Origin of the sequence: Dryocola clanedunensis subsp. sulfonylureivorans, from assembly GCF_016756775.1 — a bacterium.
Classification (GTDB): Bacteria; Pseudomonadota; Gammaproteobacteria; order Enterobacterales; family Enterobacteriaceae; genus Dryocola; species Dryocola clanedunensis.
The window spans coordinates 1-14709 of sequence record NZ_JAERMU010000047.1 but is presented as its reverse complement, the minus strand read 5'-3'; the positions used below and the strand labels follow the sequence as shown (position 1 = coordinate 14709).

Below are 14709 nucleotides of genomic sequence, written 5' to 3'. Positions count from 1 at the left end.
CACTGGCAACGACCCAGTCCTGGGTCGCTTCATTCCAGACAATTTTATAGGACTTATTCATCTTCTCTACCTTCCCTATACTGTTACTGACACATTTTCCGTTTTGTAATGCGAGATGAAAAATCACCGTAACGCTTACTCAATCGAAAATAAATAATGAGTTATCTAATGCCACAACGTTACAGAACTCTGCGACTTAAAATGGTAGATACACAATTTAGTGAATTCGAAAAAACAAAAAAACAAGCATGTAAACTCATGAATCACAAGGGGTGCACCTCAAAAAAACGCAAAATGCAAGTACATTAAATAACAAAATTAGAGAAATAAAATACGCCCCAAGTAAATTATTTGCAGCCTCTACAGCATTATCACCGTAAGTGATCATCCATCGTTCAGAGCACAGTTTGCTCATCTCATTAGCCCCCGCCTACCTCTCCACCAATTTCATGAATACTAAAAATCTGACAAACCTTTAATGCAAACATCTTTATGATGTTTAAAGAATATATCCAGATATTCCTATTGTGTTTATTTCTACATTCAATAATATAGGTTAAAAGCTTTACGCAATTCATTATCAATGTCCTTATTAATTTCAAATAGGAATAATTTTATATTCCTTTCTAAATCATCGGGGACTTATTGAAATAATTTAAAATAGGATATTTTCATCCTGCACCTTATTATCGCCAGACATGGAGTTTCTCATGCATTAAGAAATTGCAGGGGCGGTATTATGAGATGGTTGAAAACTAAATGGGATAATGTTGCTTTCACCACAGCTTTTATCAATGGGGTATTAATGAGTAGCGCCGTTATATCTCCGGTAAGTTATGCCAATACATCACTTTATGACCAGATGATTATTGAAGCCCGCAACGGTAATTATATCCCTTTCCTGGATCATCTAAAAGTTCTGGAGAAGTCGCAGACGTTAGAGATCGCTCAACGAGCAGATGCTATTCAAATTTCAAACTGGGCGGCAAGAGACCATGAGGCCGTGCGCTTATGGCAAGAGGCCCCTGATACAGCATCGCTCCCTGAGCGGGCTGTCGTTGCTGCTGCACATTCCTACCGTAATATCAAGCAATGGGATGCCTCGCTCAAACTCTGGCAACGAGCGATGAAAATATCCCCGAAAAATGAAAGTTACCGTCAGGCATGGATAATGACATTAGCAGATGCCAATCGCACGCAGCTTGCTCTGGCTGAAACCAATAAATTTTTTAATAACAATCAAGATGATCGAGCTTATCGTTTAAAGGCTTATATATATCAGCGTCAGGGAAGCCAGTGGGATGTATTATTTGCATCAAGCAAAGCAGTACAAATATCACCTGATGACAGCAACCGTAAACAATTAGTGCAGACACTCAATCAAAATAACGTCAACGAACCTGCATTAAGGATTTCCCGATCACTGAATCTTCCGGCACCAGAAAGAAAAAAAATAGCAGCGAACGCTGCCGCGAGGCTGGTTCGACTTTCTAATAGCAACTCACGTGAAGAAAGTGCTCGTTATCAAATCTCAACTAACGCCCTGCTTCGTTATGACAAATTCATGCGATCCTGGGCGACCGACAAAACAGATTTAACGCTTTATCGGCGTGTGCAAATTGATCGTCTTGGGGCACTGTCTGCGCAAAATGATAACAAGGGCGTAATCCACGCCTGGGAAACAGAGATCCGCGGCCATCACCCCCTGCCTCTATACGCCCGCCAATGGGTTGCAGACGCCTATTTAACCGACAAGCATCCTGATAAAGCATATGAAATTTTGCAGCCAGAAATCACCTCCGCCAATGATGAGATAAACCTACAGCTTAAGTATTACGTCCTCATGGATAACAACAAATTTGATGAAGCTAAGGAATTACTGGTTCGAGCGGATAAAAAAACGCCCTACCTTGTTCACTATTTGGGGTTATCCGCACCTCAACCTAATGATGTATGGCTAACGCTACAACAGTTACATGTCGATTATTTCGTCGCTGTCGATAAGCTGCCTGAAGCAGAAGCGCTGGCGTCAAAAATGGCCGAAACAGCCCCGGGTAATCAGGGCCTGCGTATCGGCTATGCTGCGGTGCTTCAGGCTCGCGGAAGGCCACGCGAGGCTGAGAAGCAGTTAAAAATTGCAGAGATTGCCGAACCGTCGAATCTGGAGCTGGAACGGCAGCAAGCTTCGGTAGCAAGGGAATTACAGGAGTGGCAGCAGGCTGATCTTCTGACCGAGGATGCTGTTAAGCGTGATAGCCGTTCTCCATCGACCCAACGCCTTGTTCGCGAACAAAATATCGATCGAATGTCAGAGCTGCGAATCAGTATCGAGCACGGCATTGCTTCTGACAGCCCGATAAGCGGGTCACATGACGGCACACTTAAAACAGCCATTTACTCCCCGCCTGTCGATCATAACTTACGTCTTTTTGGCGGTTTCAATTACACAACCGGGCAGTTCGAAGAGGGAAAAGGCATTGATCGTGATGTTTTCGGCGGTGCCGAGTGGCGTTCCAGGGATAACTGGGGCGAGCTGGAGCTCTCGAATAATCATTTTAATAGTGACAATAAACTCGGTGCACGCCTTTCTGCCTCACATGACTTCAACGACAAATGGCAGGTTGGTGGAGGCGTCGAACGTTTTTCCCAAAATACGCCTTTGCGCGCATTACGTAACGGTGTAACAGCCAATAGCGCTAGCAGCTGGATCCTCTGGCAGCAAAATGAACGACGCCAGTACAAAGCCTCACTCTCATCCAGTTGGTTTTCCGATAACAACCATCGTTACGAATATGGCTTCGAAGGCAGAGAGTTCATCTGGCAACGACCAGGGTTAAGCCTGTATGCAGTACCGGCTGTGTCTGGCAGTACAAATAGCGAAAGCAACGTCTCTTATTACAACCCAGCGAAAGACTTTTTCGCCACAACGGTATTTGAGCTGAACCATACCTTGTACCGGTACGCTACCACAACATGGAGCCAGCAGTTTGTAGCAGGTGGCGGCATGGGCTGGCAGGAAGACTACGGCACGGCTCCGGTTATTTCACTCGGCTACGGGCAGCGTATTCAGATGAATTCAGTGCTCGATGTAGGCGGCACGTTGAAAGGTGAAAAGCGTTCTTACGATGGCTCTCCTGAATGGGATTTATCCATTGCTCTTGATGCGAATTTAAGATTTTAGAGGCTCCGTTATGCTGAAAAAGATCCACCAAATAGGAATGTTCACTGGCCTTCTCATGGTGATGGCATCCGTCGCCAGGGCTGAAACGATACCTTTTACCCCGCCTGCTGCTCGTCCTCAGCTGGCTGCTAACAGTCCATGGCCGAAAGACAAATTTCTGGTACTGGCTTATCACGATGTGGAAGACATCGCGGCCGATCAACGTTACTTATCTGTACGTACAAGCGCGCTGAATGATCAAATGGCCTGGCTGAAGCAAAATGGTTATAACCCGATTAGCGTGCAGGATATTCTTGATGCAAATCAGGGGCGTAAAACACTTCCGTCTAAAGCGGTGCTCCTGAGTTTTGACGATGGCTATAGCAGTTTTTATTACCGGGTATGGCCACTGCTCGAGGCCTATCGCTTCCCGGCACTCTGGGCTCCGGTGGGCAAATGGGTAGATGGCCCCGCTAAGCAACCCATTGATTTTGGCGGTCTGATAACGCCTCGCGAAAAATTTGCCACCTGGGAAATGGTTCACGAAGTATCTCGCTCATCGCTGGTTGAAATAGGTTCCCATACTTGGGGTTCACATCTGGGTATTGTGGCAAATCCACAGGGCAGCAAAGAGCCTGCGGTAGCCAACCGTTCTTACGATCCGCGAACCGGCAAATATGAAACAGATGAACAATTTAATCAGCGTATCGATGCCGATGTTCAGAAAATCACGCAAAAGCTTGCCCAGGTTACGGGAAATCACCCCCGCGCATGGGTCTGGCCATATGGTGCCGCTAATGGCACAACGCTGTCGATAGCAAAAAAGCATGGCTACAAGATGGCATTCAGCCTGGATGAAGGGCTGGCGGATATCCATCAACTGGACAATATCCCACGCATACTGATCTCCGGAAATCCGTCTTTGCAAGACTTCTCCAGTACCATCGCCAGCGTGCAGGAAAAATCGCCAGTTAGAGTGATGCATGTAGATCTGGATTATGTTTACGACCACGATCCTGCCCAGCAATCCAGAAACATCGACAAGCTGATCCAGCGTGTTTTTGATATGAAAATCACGCATGTTTTTTTACAGGCCTTTGCCGATCCAGATGGTGACGGCACTGTTAAATCGCTCTATTTCCCAAACCGCCATCTGCCGGTGCGGGCAGATCTGTTCAACTATATTGCCTGGCAGTTACAGTCGCGCGTCAGCGTAAAGGTGTTTGCATGGATGCCGGTACTGGCCTTTGACCTTGACCCATCGCTGTCTCGGGTGGCGTCATGGAACCCAAAAAGTAACGATATATCCCCTTCCAACCAACCCTATATTCGTTTGTCACCGTGGGATCCTAAAGTACGCGGTGCCCTGAATGATATCTATGCCGATCTTGCAAAATACAGCAACTTCAAAGGCATATTGTTCCATGACGATGCAACGTTATCCGATTACGAAGATGCCAGTCCGGCTGCGCTTAGCGCTTATCAAAAAGCCGGATTCCCAGGCAGCATCGCTGGGATCAGGGAAAATCCTTTGGTCTTCAAACGATGGACCCGCTTCAAAAGCAAAGCGCTGGTAGACCTTACCCAGCAGCTGACGCATACGCTGAGAGATATCCGTGGCCCGCAGGTGAAAACAGCCCGCAACATCTTCGCAATGCCGATTCTTAAGCCTGAAAGTGAAGCCTGGTACGCACAAAATATGGATGATTTTCTCGCCTCGTACGACTGGACAGTGCCCATGGCAATGCCGCTGATGGAGAACATTCCCCTCGATCAAAGCTCATCATGGCTGGTTCGCTTAATTAAAACTATTGCCGGGAAAAACAACGGGCTGAATAAAACAATTATTGAACTACAGGCCAAAGACTGGCGTGCCAAAGAGCAGCAGGCCATCTCTGGTGAGCAACTCGCGGACTGGATGACACTGCTGCAAATCAACGGAGTGAAAAGCTTCGGTTACTATCCCGATGATTTCATCACTGACCAACCAAAACTGTCAGCGGTTAAACCTGCATTTTCAACTTACTGGTACCCACAAAATGACTGATCGCTTTGTTGCATTATTACTCTTGTGCCTGGTATTAGGATTGCCTCTGGGAGTAGCAGCCCTGGTCACAGGCGAATACATCCTTAATTTTGTCTACTTCTGGCCACAGTTTATGTCGATCTTGTGGATGGTTGGCGGGTTCTATTTCTGGTTCCATTGGGAACGCAAATGGGCGTGGAATCGCCACGCGCCTGTTCCTCCGGCGTTAAAAGAAGAGCCCCTGATATCTATTCTTATCCCTTGCTATAACGAAGAACATAATGCTCGCGAGACAATTGAGGCGGCGCTCGCCCAGCGTTATAACAATTTTGAGGTTATAGCTATTAATGACGGTTCTTCAGACGACACGCTGGCGGTTCTGAACCAACTTGGCGCGGAATATCCCATCGTACGGGTTATCCACCTGGCTGAAAATCAGGGAAAAGCAATGGCGTTGCGTGCAGGGGCGCTTGCGGCGCGCAGTGATTACTTAGTCTGCATCGACGGTGACGTATTGCTGGAGCCGGATACCGCAGCCTGGCTGGTAGCGCCTTTAATTGAATATCCACGAGTCGGTGCCGTAACGGGTAACCCAAGGATCAGAACTCGCTCAACATTAATTGGACGAGTTCAGGTGGGTGAATTCTCTTCTATCATTGGTTTGATAAAAAGAACCCAGCGCGTTTATGGCAAGGTATTTACTGTTTCAGGCGCAATAGTCTCATTTAATCGTAAAGCACTCGCCGGTGTCGGCTTCTGGAACCCGGATATGATTACTGAAGATATTGATGTCAGTTGGCGGCTGCAGTTACAACATTGGGAAATCTTCTATGAACCACGCGCGCTATGTTGGGTGAAGATGCCGGAAACGCTTAAAGGCCTCTGGAAACAACGTCTACGCTGGGCTCAGGGAGGGGCTGAAGTTTTCCGAGAGAATATCCTGCGCATTTGTAGCTGGGAATATCATCGTCTGTGGCCATTAGCGCTTGAGTTTGCCCTCTCAACATTGTGGGCATTTGCCTATGCTTTGACCCTGGGATTATTTTTGCTTAATAAATTCATGCCATTACCTGAGAATCTGGTAGTGCATAACTTATTTCCACCAACGTATGCCGGCTTACTGTTGGCCATAATGTGCTTGTTACAATCGATTATCAGTTTGTTAATCGAAAGGCGATATGAAAAACATCTCGGCAGATCACTCTTTTGGATTGTCTGGTTCCCTGTTGTTTTCTGGATGCTTAATTTATTTACAACGTTGGTGGCTTTTCCAAAAGTTATGCTTAAAATTCGAAAAACACGTGCCCGCTGGGTCAGCCCGGACCGGGGAATAGGGAGAATAAAATGAACGAAAAGACATTGATTTTTACTGAGCGAGGATTATTACCCAACGTCATTGATAGTGCATTGACAGTAATTGCATGGTTGGGTTTCGGCTATTTGATTTATCAGGGGGTAATATTACCTCTGTCAGATCAGTTTGGCGTAACCATTGAAGAGATCGCCGTTTCATCAGGGGTGATATTAATCTTCTTAGCAGCCGCTATTCTCAATTGCCTACTGTTAATTATGTGGGATATGTATAATCATCTGCGGTTTGGTAACCGATATAGCTATCGGCCACTGCATTTTATTAGTCGAGAGTTAGTCGAGATTATGAATATAAAACCCTCTATTCTTACGCGACTCTACAAAGCGAAACGAATAACGATTCACCATAATGCCGAAGGTGATATTATTGCTGTAGACTGAATTGTCACAGAGACAGAAATTATAAACCCATCGTATCTGCATTAAAATAACGGGGCCTATCCCTGGGCATGTTTCACCCCAAAGGCCCCTACTTATTTCTATTTTCTGAATTATTATTATTGAAATAAAATCCTTAGACAGAAGGCATGGATAGTATGGCAATGGAGAAGCAGGCTGATTATATAATCAGCCTGCCTAATTAAATTAAATTATCAAACAACGTAATTAACACTTCAGTGTTGGGGTTTTTGCTAACCTCGTGATGATAATGAATATAAAACTCAAATTTAAAATTTATATCCCATGGCATTTTAAAGGATTTAACAGGGAATATTTTCTCAAAAGAAGGAACAAACACCTCAGGTAATAACATAATATTATCGCTATAAGCACATAAATGGATCATGGCAAATAAGCTGGTGCTTTCACAGGCAATTTTTCTGTTTTCAAAAACCGCAAGATCTTTTTCTATATCCATCAACAAATCTGATATCTCATCATTATCTCTGAGCCATATGACATGTTGATTCTCGTACCAGTGGAAACTGGTGAATGTATCCTGAATAGTACTGTGATTTTTACTGACCATGACACACATATCCGATACCAGACAGGGATAGCGGATGATAGATTTGTCCACCGGTAACTGGCTTCCAATGTCAATATCTACCGACCGGTGCCGGAGGTTTTTGAGACGCTGTTCAACAGAGCCTTGTATTTCATGGAATTGAAGGAAAAGATCCTCCTGAGAAAGAGCCTGTATATGTAAACCAATTAACAACTCTACAGGCGAGTAGGTGGCAATAATAAACTCTCGTTGATTTCCGCTGAGCATCTGAATATCCTTATATATCTTTTGAAGCTCAAGGGCATTATTGTCAGGCACGAGGCCATGTTTCGAGCGGGTAAAGAATTGCTTACCGGTATCATGACGTAATTTTTTTAACGCATAGCTGATACTAGAATTAGACATTCCCAGAACGTTTGCCGCTTTATGAGCCGATTTATATTCAATAATACTATCCACAATTTTCAGAGTATTCAGATTATAATTATTCATAAGTCCTCTATCCTCGTCGGAATAATTCATATTCTAAAATGCTTCCTTCTAATAACTGGAGATTATATAATCTCATACTGAGGATTATAGAAATGCATACTGGTGATAGAGTCATGGATACTTTTTAATAGCCAAGAATTCTTTTCTAGTTGTGCAGAGTAATGCATGTAACAATCGTAACGGATGTCAAGTTCCGGAGGGAGTGGCATACATTTTACCGGGAAATTCTTTTCCAGCATAGGCGCGAAATTATTTGGGATTAACATGATATAACGGCTATTGGCACATAGAGATACCATATTAATAATGCTCCCTGAAACAACTGCCACCTTCCGTGACTGGATAAATTGTGATGTCCGTAACGCCCCCTCTATGCTATCACTATAATAATCAAGATTAGACGAGCATATAGTATATTGGAATGAACGTAACTCCTGCATACTCAAAGAACTGTCTACAGGGACATTCTTATTTCCGACCAAAACATATACATCGGAGGTAAACAGCTTTACCGTTATTATCGCCTCATCCGCCGGCAATTTATTACCAATATCAATATCTATATCTTTGTTCCTCAGTCTCTGCAATCGCTCATCTGGATTTGACATATAAGAATTAAAAATATATCGAAACAGCTTATCCGGACTTTTATTGTTACAAATATTATTGGCTAACATCATCTCCAGTAGCGAAAAAGTATTGATGTTTAGTGTATTTCTCTGAGGATAAGGAAATAAATCCGAACCATTAATGTTTCTTTCAATAAATTGTTGATAGCGTTGGCTCAGCTCTAAAGCCGTGGAGTCAGGTTTCATGCCATTTCGGGAGCGAATAAATAGATAAGCACCGGTTAACTCCCTGGCCTTCCCGAGCTGATAACTTATATTTCCCGCACTTTGCTGAAGCTTGCGTGCTGCCTCAGTCACGCTGCCAGTATTCACCAAGGTGTGAATGACCTTTAATAGTTTAAGATCTATTTCTCTTTTCATGTGTTCTCCATACTCATGACAAATTTGTATCGAATAAATATTCAGAATAATCACGCCTGGGCATAATTTTTTTATTGCTGTGTCGCTATTTTTAAGTACGCCATAAGAAATGAATGAAAATCTGTACTGCCTGCATCTCATTTAAAAAACACGTGTCGAATTATTAGTATTTCATGTCTGAAGGCGATACTATTTATACAACGCAAAAGTCCTTTTAAAAATTAACAGCCTAAGGGGCTCATTCATCATATTGTCGCTACCATTCCGGACATGGTTCTTTGATAAGAGCCTAAAGTGAGGGAGATCTTAAAGCAGTAGGTGGTTTTTGAATTTTTATTTTTCGAACATTCTCCTTTTAAAAAACACTACACTAAATTATTTTCATGATCAAAAAGACTGTTGATTAAAACAGAAAAAATCGCCGCCCTTGCTTTCGGTGTATAAAACCATAAAATTCAATGCATATGTTATTTAGTTTTGCAAAACTAAATAATTACAATATTAAAAATTACTATTGGTAATATAATTAGGTTATTTAACATTTCCAGTATTGCTCAATAAACAACCGCTTCATGACCATGTATTGATCGCAATCTATTGATAAACAACATTTACTCACTATAGTTCATGATAATTTTATAAAGAGATATCGATAAATTTAAAAAAACAAATCAAACAACATTGTTGTCTGAGCGATGCATCATGAAGGTTCCAGCGGAGGATTATTTGAAAGGTATTATTGACGTTTTTCAGTACAGATTAAAACCGGGAAGCGGAGCTGCGTTTCACACCCTTATGACTGAACAAAGTGTCCCGCTTCATCAACGGTCAGGCCTGAAAATTCTCAGACACGGGAATTCATTGCATGATGCAGACTGTTATTACCTGGTTCGGGCATTTTCGAGTGAATCCGTCATGGAAGAAAGTTTAAATGATTTTTATGGCGATCCCCTGTGGATAGAGGGTCCACGCAATGCCATTCTGAACCTGATCCTCGAAAGTCATCGCGTGGTGTTACCCGATGACCAATAGAAATTTGCTCGCCGGCTGTCGGGAACAATAAAGGTGGAACCGGCCTGAATGATGAATGGCAGAGGCACGCACTGCCTGCTGCCGGATCATACCCGTTGGCCGTTGTTGCTCTTTCAGTTTATGAAGAGGCCTGAAGCTCCCTCCCCTCACCGGCAGCGGGACGCATCAACTTTATGTGCGGTTGCTTGTCACAGATCCCCGTAAATGCAGCTCAGCACCACGGACAGAGGGCCCTCTTCCGCACGGTCAGCCAGCTGGCCCACCAGGCCGTCAAATTCCTCCCGGTTAAGGAACACCCGCAGCGCATCAAATCTGATGAACCCGCTGTCCCCGTTACTGCCCGGCGGCGAGAACAGGAGTCCGCTTGGAAAACGGAATCTATGGTCACTCCCGTTTTTTCAACACCGATTTTGACGATAAGTTGGCTTGCTTGAATCTATCCGGCGTCTGAATAGGATTTTATTCCCGCGCCTCGATGATTTCCGCGCCTGATGAACCTCCAGAAAATATACGGCTTCAATGAGCCTTCCCGTTTTACAGGTTCCTCAACAGGCCGGTGGGCCGTTAGTATCATCAATATCAGTATTCGCAAAACCAGATCGGTGATTCTTTAAACCGCTGTATTTCGGGGGCAGTTTGAATATAGATAATTATTGTATGGTAAGCCTGTTTTTTGAACAGGCTTACCTATGGCGATAGGGTGTACCCCCACGCTATACGCCGTTTCCCGTGGATTTTGTCTAATCGGATAACCTAAATGCGATACGGAATACGCGATAATTTAAAAGCGATATCCACTGGCACTAAATCAATCCCTTACGGGTTGGCTTGGTTAAATAATGCGCTAAACGTACAATAATTTCCGATATCCAAACTGACCCCTATCTGGTCCCTCCTGGGAGCACCAAACCGAAAAGCCGACATCGTTGTGGACCAGCAGTCGCAGTTCAACACCACCCAGCGGGAGCTGAGGGAGTTCTATTACCAGATACGTGGGCAGCCCTGGATAAACGGACCCGGTTTACCGGGCATGGATGTGACGAACATGCCGGCTGAACCGCTGGTATTCCAGACGGGTACGCAGAGTGCAGGACTGGAGCTGGTTGATATATATCTCTGGATCTTCAAATGCTTTATGGAAGGGAAGGAGCTGACCAGACCGCTTGCCCGCCTGGTTTACACGAATCAGAATACCGCCGCACGGACAGTGTTTCTCTGCAGTCGGTCGCTAAACGAGCTAAGGAATTCTTTGAAAAACTACCGGAACCATCGGCCGAAATAATGAAAAATGCGAATGAATACCGGGATCAGGAACAGGCGAGGCGGCTGGCACATCGGGTGCAAATCCTGCAGCAATCCTGATCCGGCAGGTTGTGTACGCACGGAAGTGGAAGCGGCCGCGACTGGATGATGCGTCCGTCCGGCATCTTCTGGAGGGACCCCGGGCCGTTAATCTTCAGATTGGATTTCCCGGATGCTCTTCAAATCAAGGCGGTTTGCACTCCAGACCCCGCTTCCGACCGCAGCGCCGGTGGCCTTTCTGAAACGCAGACCGCACTCACTGACCCACCAGGTGGCGGTTTCCCGCAGCCTGACCTCGCAGGGCCGGTAGCATTCGGTAATGGTGCCCACATGCGTCATTGGCTTCCGGTTTTTCTGCCCAGTGACGTGAGTGGCCGTGTCTGACGGACCGGCCCCCGCTCCGGCGCGATACTGAGGCAGGACCTCCGTGGAGACCGGCAGAGTCATACTGTCAGGTGCCCTGCCTTGTCCTGACGCAGCGAGCAGATCGTCCGCCACCTCCTTCAGCCAGGCATATAGTTTCCACGCCTGGTGGAATGCCGTCGAACGTCAGTTCACGCGTGCTGAGGGTCCCCCCGTGGGCCCGGACCTTCTGTATAAATGCCGCGATCTGCCCGCCGGACTCGACGGGCTCCGCCACAATCCGGTCGTGATACCCGTCAAACTGGTCCAGCGTCAGGTCGATGTACTCCCCGTCCAGGGCGACAATGACATGGCCGTGTCTGTCAGGACCGTCATCCCACTGCATGCCGATGACATAGGGAAACAGTTTTTCGTCATGCTCCTTCAGATACTCGACCAGCGTCTGGCTGGCCAGCTCGCAGCAGCCGCCCGGAAATGCCTTTAAACAGTCACGCCAGACGGACGGTACCGGCTCACCGGACCGATCCCAGGCAGCCAGCTCCAGCGCGCGACGGAAAGCCTCCACGCGGGCCCGGGTGTCCGCATTCATTTCTTCACCTTCCCGTCCTGGCGTGCCAGGGCCAGCAGTTCGGCCTGAAGTTTACGTCCGTCCTCCCGGGATTCCTTCAGCTCCGCTTTCGTGTCCTGCAGCTGCGCCACCAGGTGTTCGCCGGTGGCGGTCAGGCGGGCCACCTGCTCGCGCAGCGGCAGCGCCTCCGCGCGCAGCTCGCGCACCTCCTGCAGCAGCCGGTCACGTTGGGCCACCACCTCGCGCAGCACCGCCAGCTCGCTCTCGAGGGTGGCCACGTTCGCCTGCGCCTCATCCCGCTCCCGGTCGGCCTGCGCGATATCCGCGTCGGCCTGCTCGCGCGCCGCCAGGGTGTCAGCCCCGGCCTGTCTGACGGCCGCCTGCCACAGCAGCCCCAGCTGGCCGGTCAGCAGCTGTGCCAGCTCTGCCGGCAGGGGCGTGGTCTGTTCAGCGGCCTGCTCGCGCTGGCGGGCGCGAAATGCGCGCATCACCGGGGAGATATGCGACAGGGAGCCGCCGCCGAGGTGCTGGCGAACCTGCTCGTTGGTCGGATTCGGGGTGCCGGCGGCGATGAGGGCGGCAGCGGCGTCCTCAATGCGGCGGACGGTTTCGGGTGGCAGTGTGCTCATGGCGTGCTCCGGGAATGTACGGGGTTTGATTGGATCTTACGCTGCGGGGAAATAATACACAATACAGAAAATACACTTAGTACATACAATACATACAGTATGATGTGTGTGTACAATAATGTAGTACATACACATCGTACTCATTCCGGCAGGCGGATCCGAAAACCCCTGAAAGGGGATCTGTGGCGTACTTTTGCTGGACAGGTGTTAAGCCGCTTGTAGTTTTCTATCGGGAAGATGTCATCTGAGCAATTACAGTGGCAGTATCGGACTGCGAACTGGCAACACGTCGCATGCCGCCGGGAAAACTTCTGGACATAAAGCGCAGATAGTTACCTTTGTCTGCCATAAATCGAGGGTGTGGATTTATGAAATTAATTGAGAGCTGCGTACGTAACGTTGTTACAGGAAGCAATGTTACGGTCATCAAACCAGTCAATATCTATGAATGCGAGCTTCAGAATGATGTATTTATCGGACCATTTGTCGAAATTCAGAAAGGATGCGTCATCGGCTCCGGCACCCGTATACAGTCACACACCTTTCTGTGTGAAAATGTGACAGTCGGTGAGCATTGTTTTATTGGACATAACGTAACTTTTGCTAATGACCTTTTCCGTTCCGGCAGCCCCGATCCCTCAGCTTCTAGTTGGATAATTATCTCCCTTGGTGATTTCGTCACGGTGGGTAGTGGAAGTACTATACTGACCCCCTTTATATGCGATGGAGCCGTTATTGGCGCCGGGAGCGTGGTCGTAAAACCCGTGGAAGTAAAAGGAATTTATGCAGGTAATCCGGCCAGAATGATACGATCGCTCTAAATATTAGGGGCCCTTAGGGCCCCTAATACTCTCAAAGATAAGACTGAGAATAGGGTAAAGTGGCGATTATAATGTCCGGGCGTTTGGTTGCCAGCGCTGCATGATAGTCAGTTTCGCTGATGTCCCCCTTTTTGAAAATCCCTGTCAGGGTTTCTTTCCCCAGCCCGGCCAGGATCTGTACTCTTGCCGTTTCAAAATTAAACTGGCCGTCCATCCTGCCACGTTCGGGCTCGTCCGGTTGGGACGAGAGATAAGCCGGCCTTGCGACACTGGAGATAAGATTCCAGTACCGACCAAAATCCTCCGAGGGATCTGGCAGGACACCCGCGTTGAGACCTATACGAATGGTTTCCAGCCAGCTGTCATAAAATCGTTTTACGCTGAGATGTTGCATATGCTCAGTACACCACTCCAGCATGATATCCACAGGGGGTAAACTTATTTTACCGGAAAAAACACCCAGAACCCACTGACTGATGACATCAAAATAGGGGAATGCAGCGCCAAAGCCTGCGGTATCAACAGGAGGGTTTATCACAGACAGGCTGGGGTCGTCAGCCCAGAAAAAATGCTCATACAACCTGCTACGATCAAAACCTGTAATCAATGAATAGTCAGGCATTTCATAGCCTGTACAGAATATGACTACGTCATAGCAACACTGTGTCGCATCCACAAATGCAGCCTTGTTATCGGCCAGAAAGCGCTCAACCTGCGGTTTAACCGTAATGTGACCAGATGCAATATTGGGGATGATTTTTTCATTTACGTGAACAGCGTTGTTATTAGCCAGTTCTGGCAGCATGCCTGTTGAACGATATAGCTTCATGTATTCCGGCAACGCTTCGTCGAGATAACTCAGGTAGCGGGAGTAGCTCATTCTGCTGATATGAAGTGGTTTACTGAATTTGGCCACCTGAACAGAGGTGATATGCTCACCTCAGAACAATACAGGTGCACCAATGAAACGAAGAAATTTTAGTCCTGAATTCAAACGTGAATCCGCT

At 46.9% G+C, this 14709-nt stretch carries 12 protein-coding genes and 1 pseudogene; 7 read left to right on the top strand and 6 right to left on the bottom strand.

Going from position 1 to position 14709, the window contains the following annotated elements; all coding sequences use genetic code 11:
* Positions 1–61, bottom strand: a 61-nt coding sequence (locus tag HYQ67_RS24450) for an ESPR-type extended signal peptide-containing protein (RefSeq protein WP_431355461.1), incomplete at its 3' end; no start/stop codon positions are given.
* 678 nt (positions 62–739) lie between these two features.
* Here HYQ67_RS24450 and pgaA point away from each other — a divergent pair.
* Genes pgaA through pgaD form a run of 4 tightly spaced genes read left to right on the top strand, consistent with a single transcriptional unit; the run spans position 740 to position 6938 of the window.
* Positions 740–3181: a poly-beta-1,6 N-acetyl-D-glucosamine export porin PgaA gene (gene pgaA / locus HYQ67_RS23440; RefSeq protein ID WP_202308545.1), complete on the top strand. Its 2442-nt coding sequence runs from the start codon at positions 740–742 to the stop codon at positions 3179–3181.
* A gap of 10 nt (positions 3182–3191) precedes the next feature.
* The gene (gene pgaB, locus HYQ67_RS23435; RefSeq protein ID WP_202308543.1) at positions 3192–5207 is read left to right on the top strand and encodes a poly-beta-1,6-N-acetyl-D-glucosamine N-deacetylase PgaB; all 2016 of its coding nucleotides are present in this window, start codon (positions 3192–3194) and stop codon (positions 5205–5207) included.
* Complete coding sequence (gene pgaC, locus HYQ67_RS23430; protein ID WP_202308541.1) at positions 5200–6534, top strand: poly-beta-1,6-N-acetyl-D-glucosamine synthase; 1335 nt, start codon at positions 5200–5202, stop codon at positions 6532–6534. Before pgaB ends, pgaC begins: the two co-directional genes overlap by 8 nt.
* The gene (pgaD, locus tag HYQ67_RS23425) at positions 6531–6938 is read left to right on the top strand and encodes a poly-beta-1,6-N-acetyl-D-glucosamine biosynthesis protein PgaD (protein WP_202308539.1); all 408 of its coding nucleotides are present in this window, start codon (positions 6531–6533) and stop codon (positions 6936–6938) included. Before pgaC ends, pgaD begins: the two co-directional genes overlap by 4 nt.
* 199 nt (positions 6939–7137) lie before the next feature.
* Here pgaD and HYQ67_RS23420 read toward each other — a convergent pair whose 3' ends face one another.
* Positions 7138–7998 (bottom strand): LysR family transcriptional regulator, encoded by an 861-nt coding sequence (locus HYQ67_RS23420; protein WP_202308537.1) that lies wholly within the window; start codon positions 7996–7998, stop codon positions 7138–7140.
* A gap of 62 nt (positions 7999–8060) precedes the next feature.
* On the bottom strand, positions 8061–8987 hold the full coding sequence (locus HYQ67_RS23415; protein WP_202308535.1) for a LysR family transcriptional regulator: 927 nt from the start codon (positions 8985–8987) through the stop codon (positions 8061–8063).
* Between the two features lie 702 nt (positions 8988–9689).
* On the opposite strand from HYQ67_RS23415, the gene HYQ67_RS23410 reads away from it, so the two are divergent.
* Positions 9690–10019 (top strand): NIPSNAP family protein, encoded by a 330-nt coding sequence (locus HYQ67_RS23410; protein ID WP_237391427.1) that lies wholly within the window; start codon positions 9690–9692, stop codon positions 10017–10019.
* 868 nt (positions 10020–10887) lie between these two features.
* Positions 10888–11381, top strand: a pseudogene (locus HYQ67_RS24145) (DUF3800 domain-containing protein); the annotation flags it as partial.
* Positions 11382–11772: 391 nt separating this feature from the next.
* On the opposite strand, the gene HYQ67_RS23405 reads toward HYQ67_RS24145, so the two are convergent.
* Together HYQ67_RS23405 and HYQ67_RS23400 are read right to left on the bottom strand one after the other, a co-directional pair.
* Complete coding sequence (locus HYQ67_RS23405) at positions 11773–12273, bottom strand: hypothetical protein (protein WP_202308553.1); 501 nt, start codon at positions 12271–12273, stop codon at positions 11773–11775.
* Positions 12270–12881, bottom strand: coding sequence for a DNA-binding protein (locus HYQ67_RS23400; RefSeq protein ID WP_202308534.1), 612 nt, complete (start codon positions 12879–12881; stop codon positions 12270–12272). Before HYQ67_RS23400 ends, HYQ67_RS23405 begins: the two co-directional genes overlap by 4 nt.
* A gap of 368 nt (positions 12882–13249) precedes the next feature.
* Between HYQ67_RS23400 and HYQ67_RS23395 the strand changes: the two genes are divergently transcribed.
* A complete protein-coding gene (locus tag HYQ67_RS23395; RefSeq protein WP_202308532.1) occupies positions 13250–13702 on the top strand; it encodes an acyltransferase in 453 nt (150 codons plus the stop codon).
* 31 nt (positions 13703–13733) lie between these two features.
* On the opposite strand, the gene HYQ67_RS23390 is transcribed toward HYQ67_RS23395, so the two are convergent.
* Positions 13734–14582 carry a flavin-binding monooxygenase-like family protein gene (locus HYQ67_RS23390; protein ID WP_237391426.1) on the bottom strand — a complete coding sequence of 283 codons (849 nt, stop codon included), beginning with the start codon at positions 14580–14582 and terminating at the stop codon, positions 13734–13736.
* Between the last annotated feature and the right edge of the window lie 127 nt (positions 14583–14709).

What these genes read in the sequence shown, in the direction of transcription:
- pgaA (WP_202308545.1), top strand. Translation starts at nt 740, where the DNA reads ATGAGATGGTTGAAAACTAAATGGGATAATGTTGCTTTCACCACAGCT.
- pgaB (WP_202308543.1), top strand. Translation starts at nt 3,192, where the DNA reads ATGCTGAAAAAGATCCACCAAATAGGAATGTTCACTGGCCTTCTCATG.
- pgaC (WP_202308541.1), top strand. Translation starts at nt 5,200, where the DNA reads ATGACTGATCGCTTTGTTGCATTATTACTCTTGTGCCTGGTATTAGGA.
- pgaD (WP_202308539.1), top strand. Translation starts at nt 6,531, where the DNA reads ATGAACGAAAAGACATTGATTTTTACTGAGCGAGGATTATTACCCAAC.
- HYQ67_RS23420 (WP_202308537.1), bottom strand. Translation starts at nt 7,998, where the DNA reads ATGAATAATTATAATCTGAATACTCTGAAAATTGTGGATAGTATTATT.
- HYQ67_RS23415 (WP_202308535.1), bottom strand. Translation starts at nt 8,987, where the DNA reads ATGAAAAGAGAAATAGATCTTAAACTATTAAAGGTCATTCACACCTTG.
- HYQ67_RS23410 (WP_237391427.1), top strand. Translation starts at nt 9,690, where the DNA reads ATGAAGGTTCCAGCGGAGGATTATTTGAAAGGTATTATTGACGTTTTT.
- HYQ67_RS23405 (WP_202308553.1), bottom strand. Translation starts at nt 12,273, where the DNA reads ATGAATGCGGACACCCGGGCCCGCGTGGAGGCTTTCCGTCGCGCGCTG.
- HYQ67_RS23400 (WP_202308534.1), bottom strand. Translation starts at nt 12,881, where the DNA reads ATGAGCACACTGCCACCCGAAACCGTCCGCCGCATTGAGGACGCCGCT.
- HYQ67_RS23395 (WP_202308532.1), top strand. Translation starts at nt 13,250, where the DNA reads ATGAAATTAATTGAGAGCTGCGTACGTAACGTTGTTACAGGAAGCAAT.
- HYQ67_RS23390 (WP_237391426.1), bottom strand. Translation starts at nt 14,582, where the DNA reads ATGAGCTACTCCCGCTACCTGAGTTATCTCGACGAAGCGTTGCCGGAA.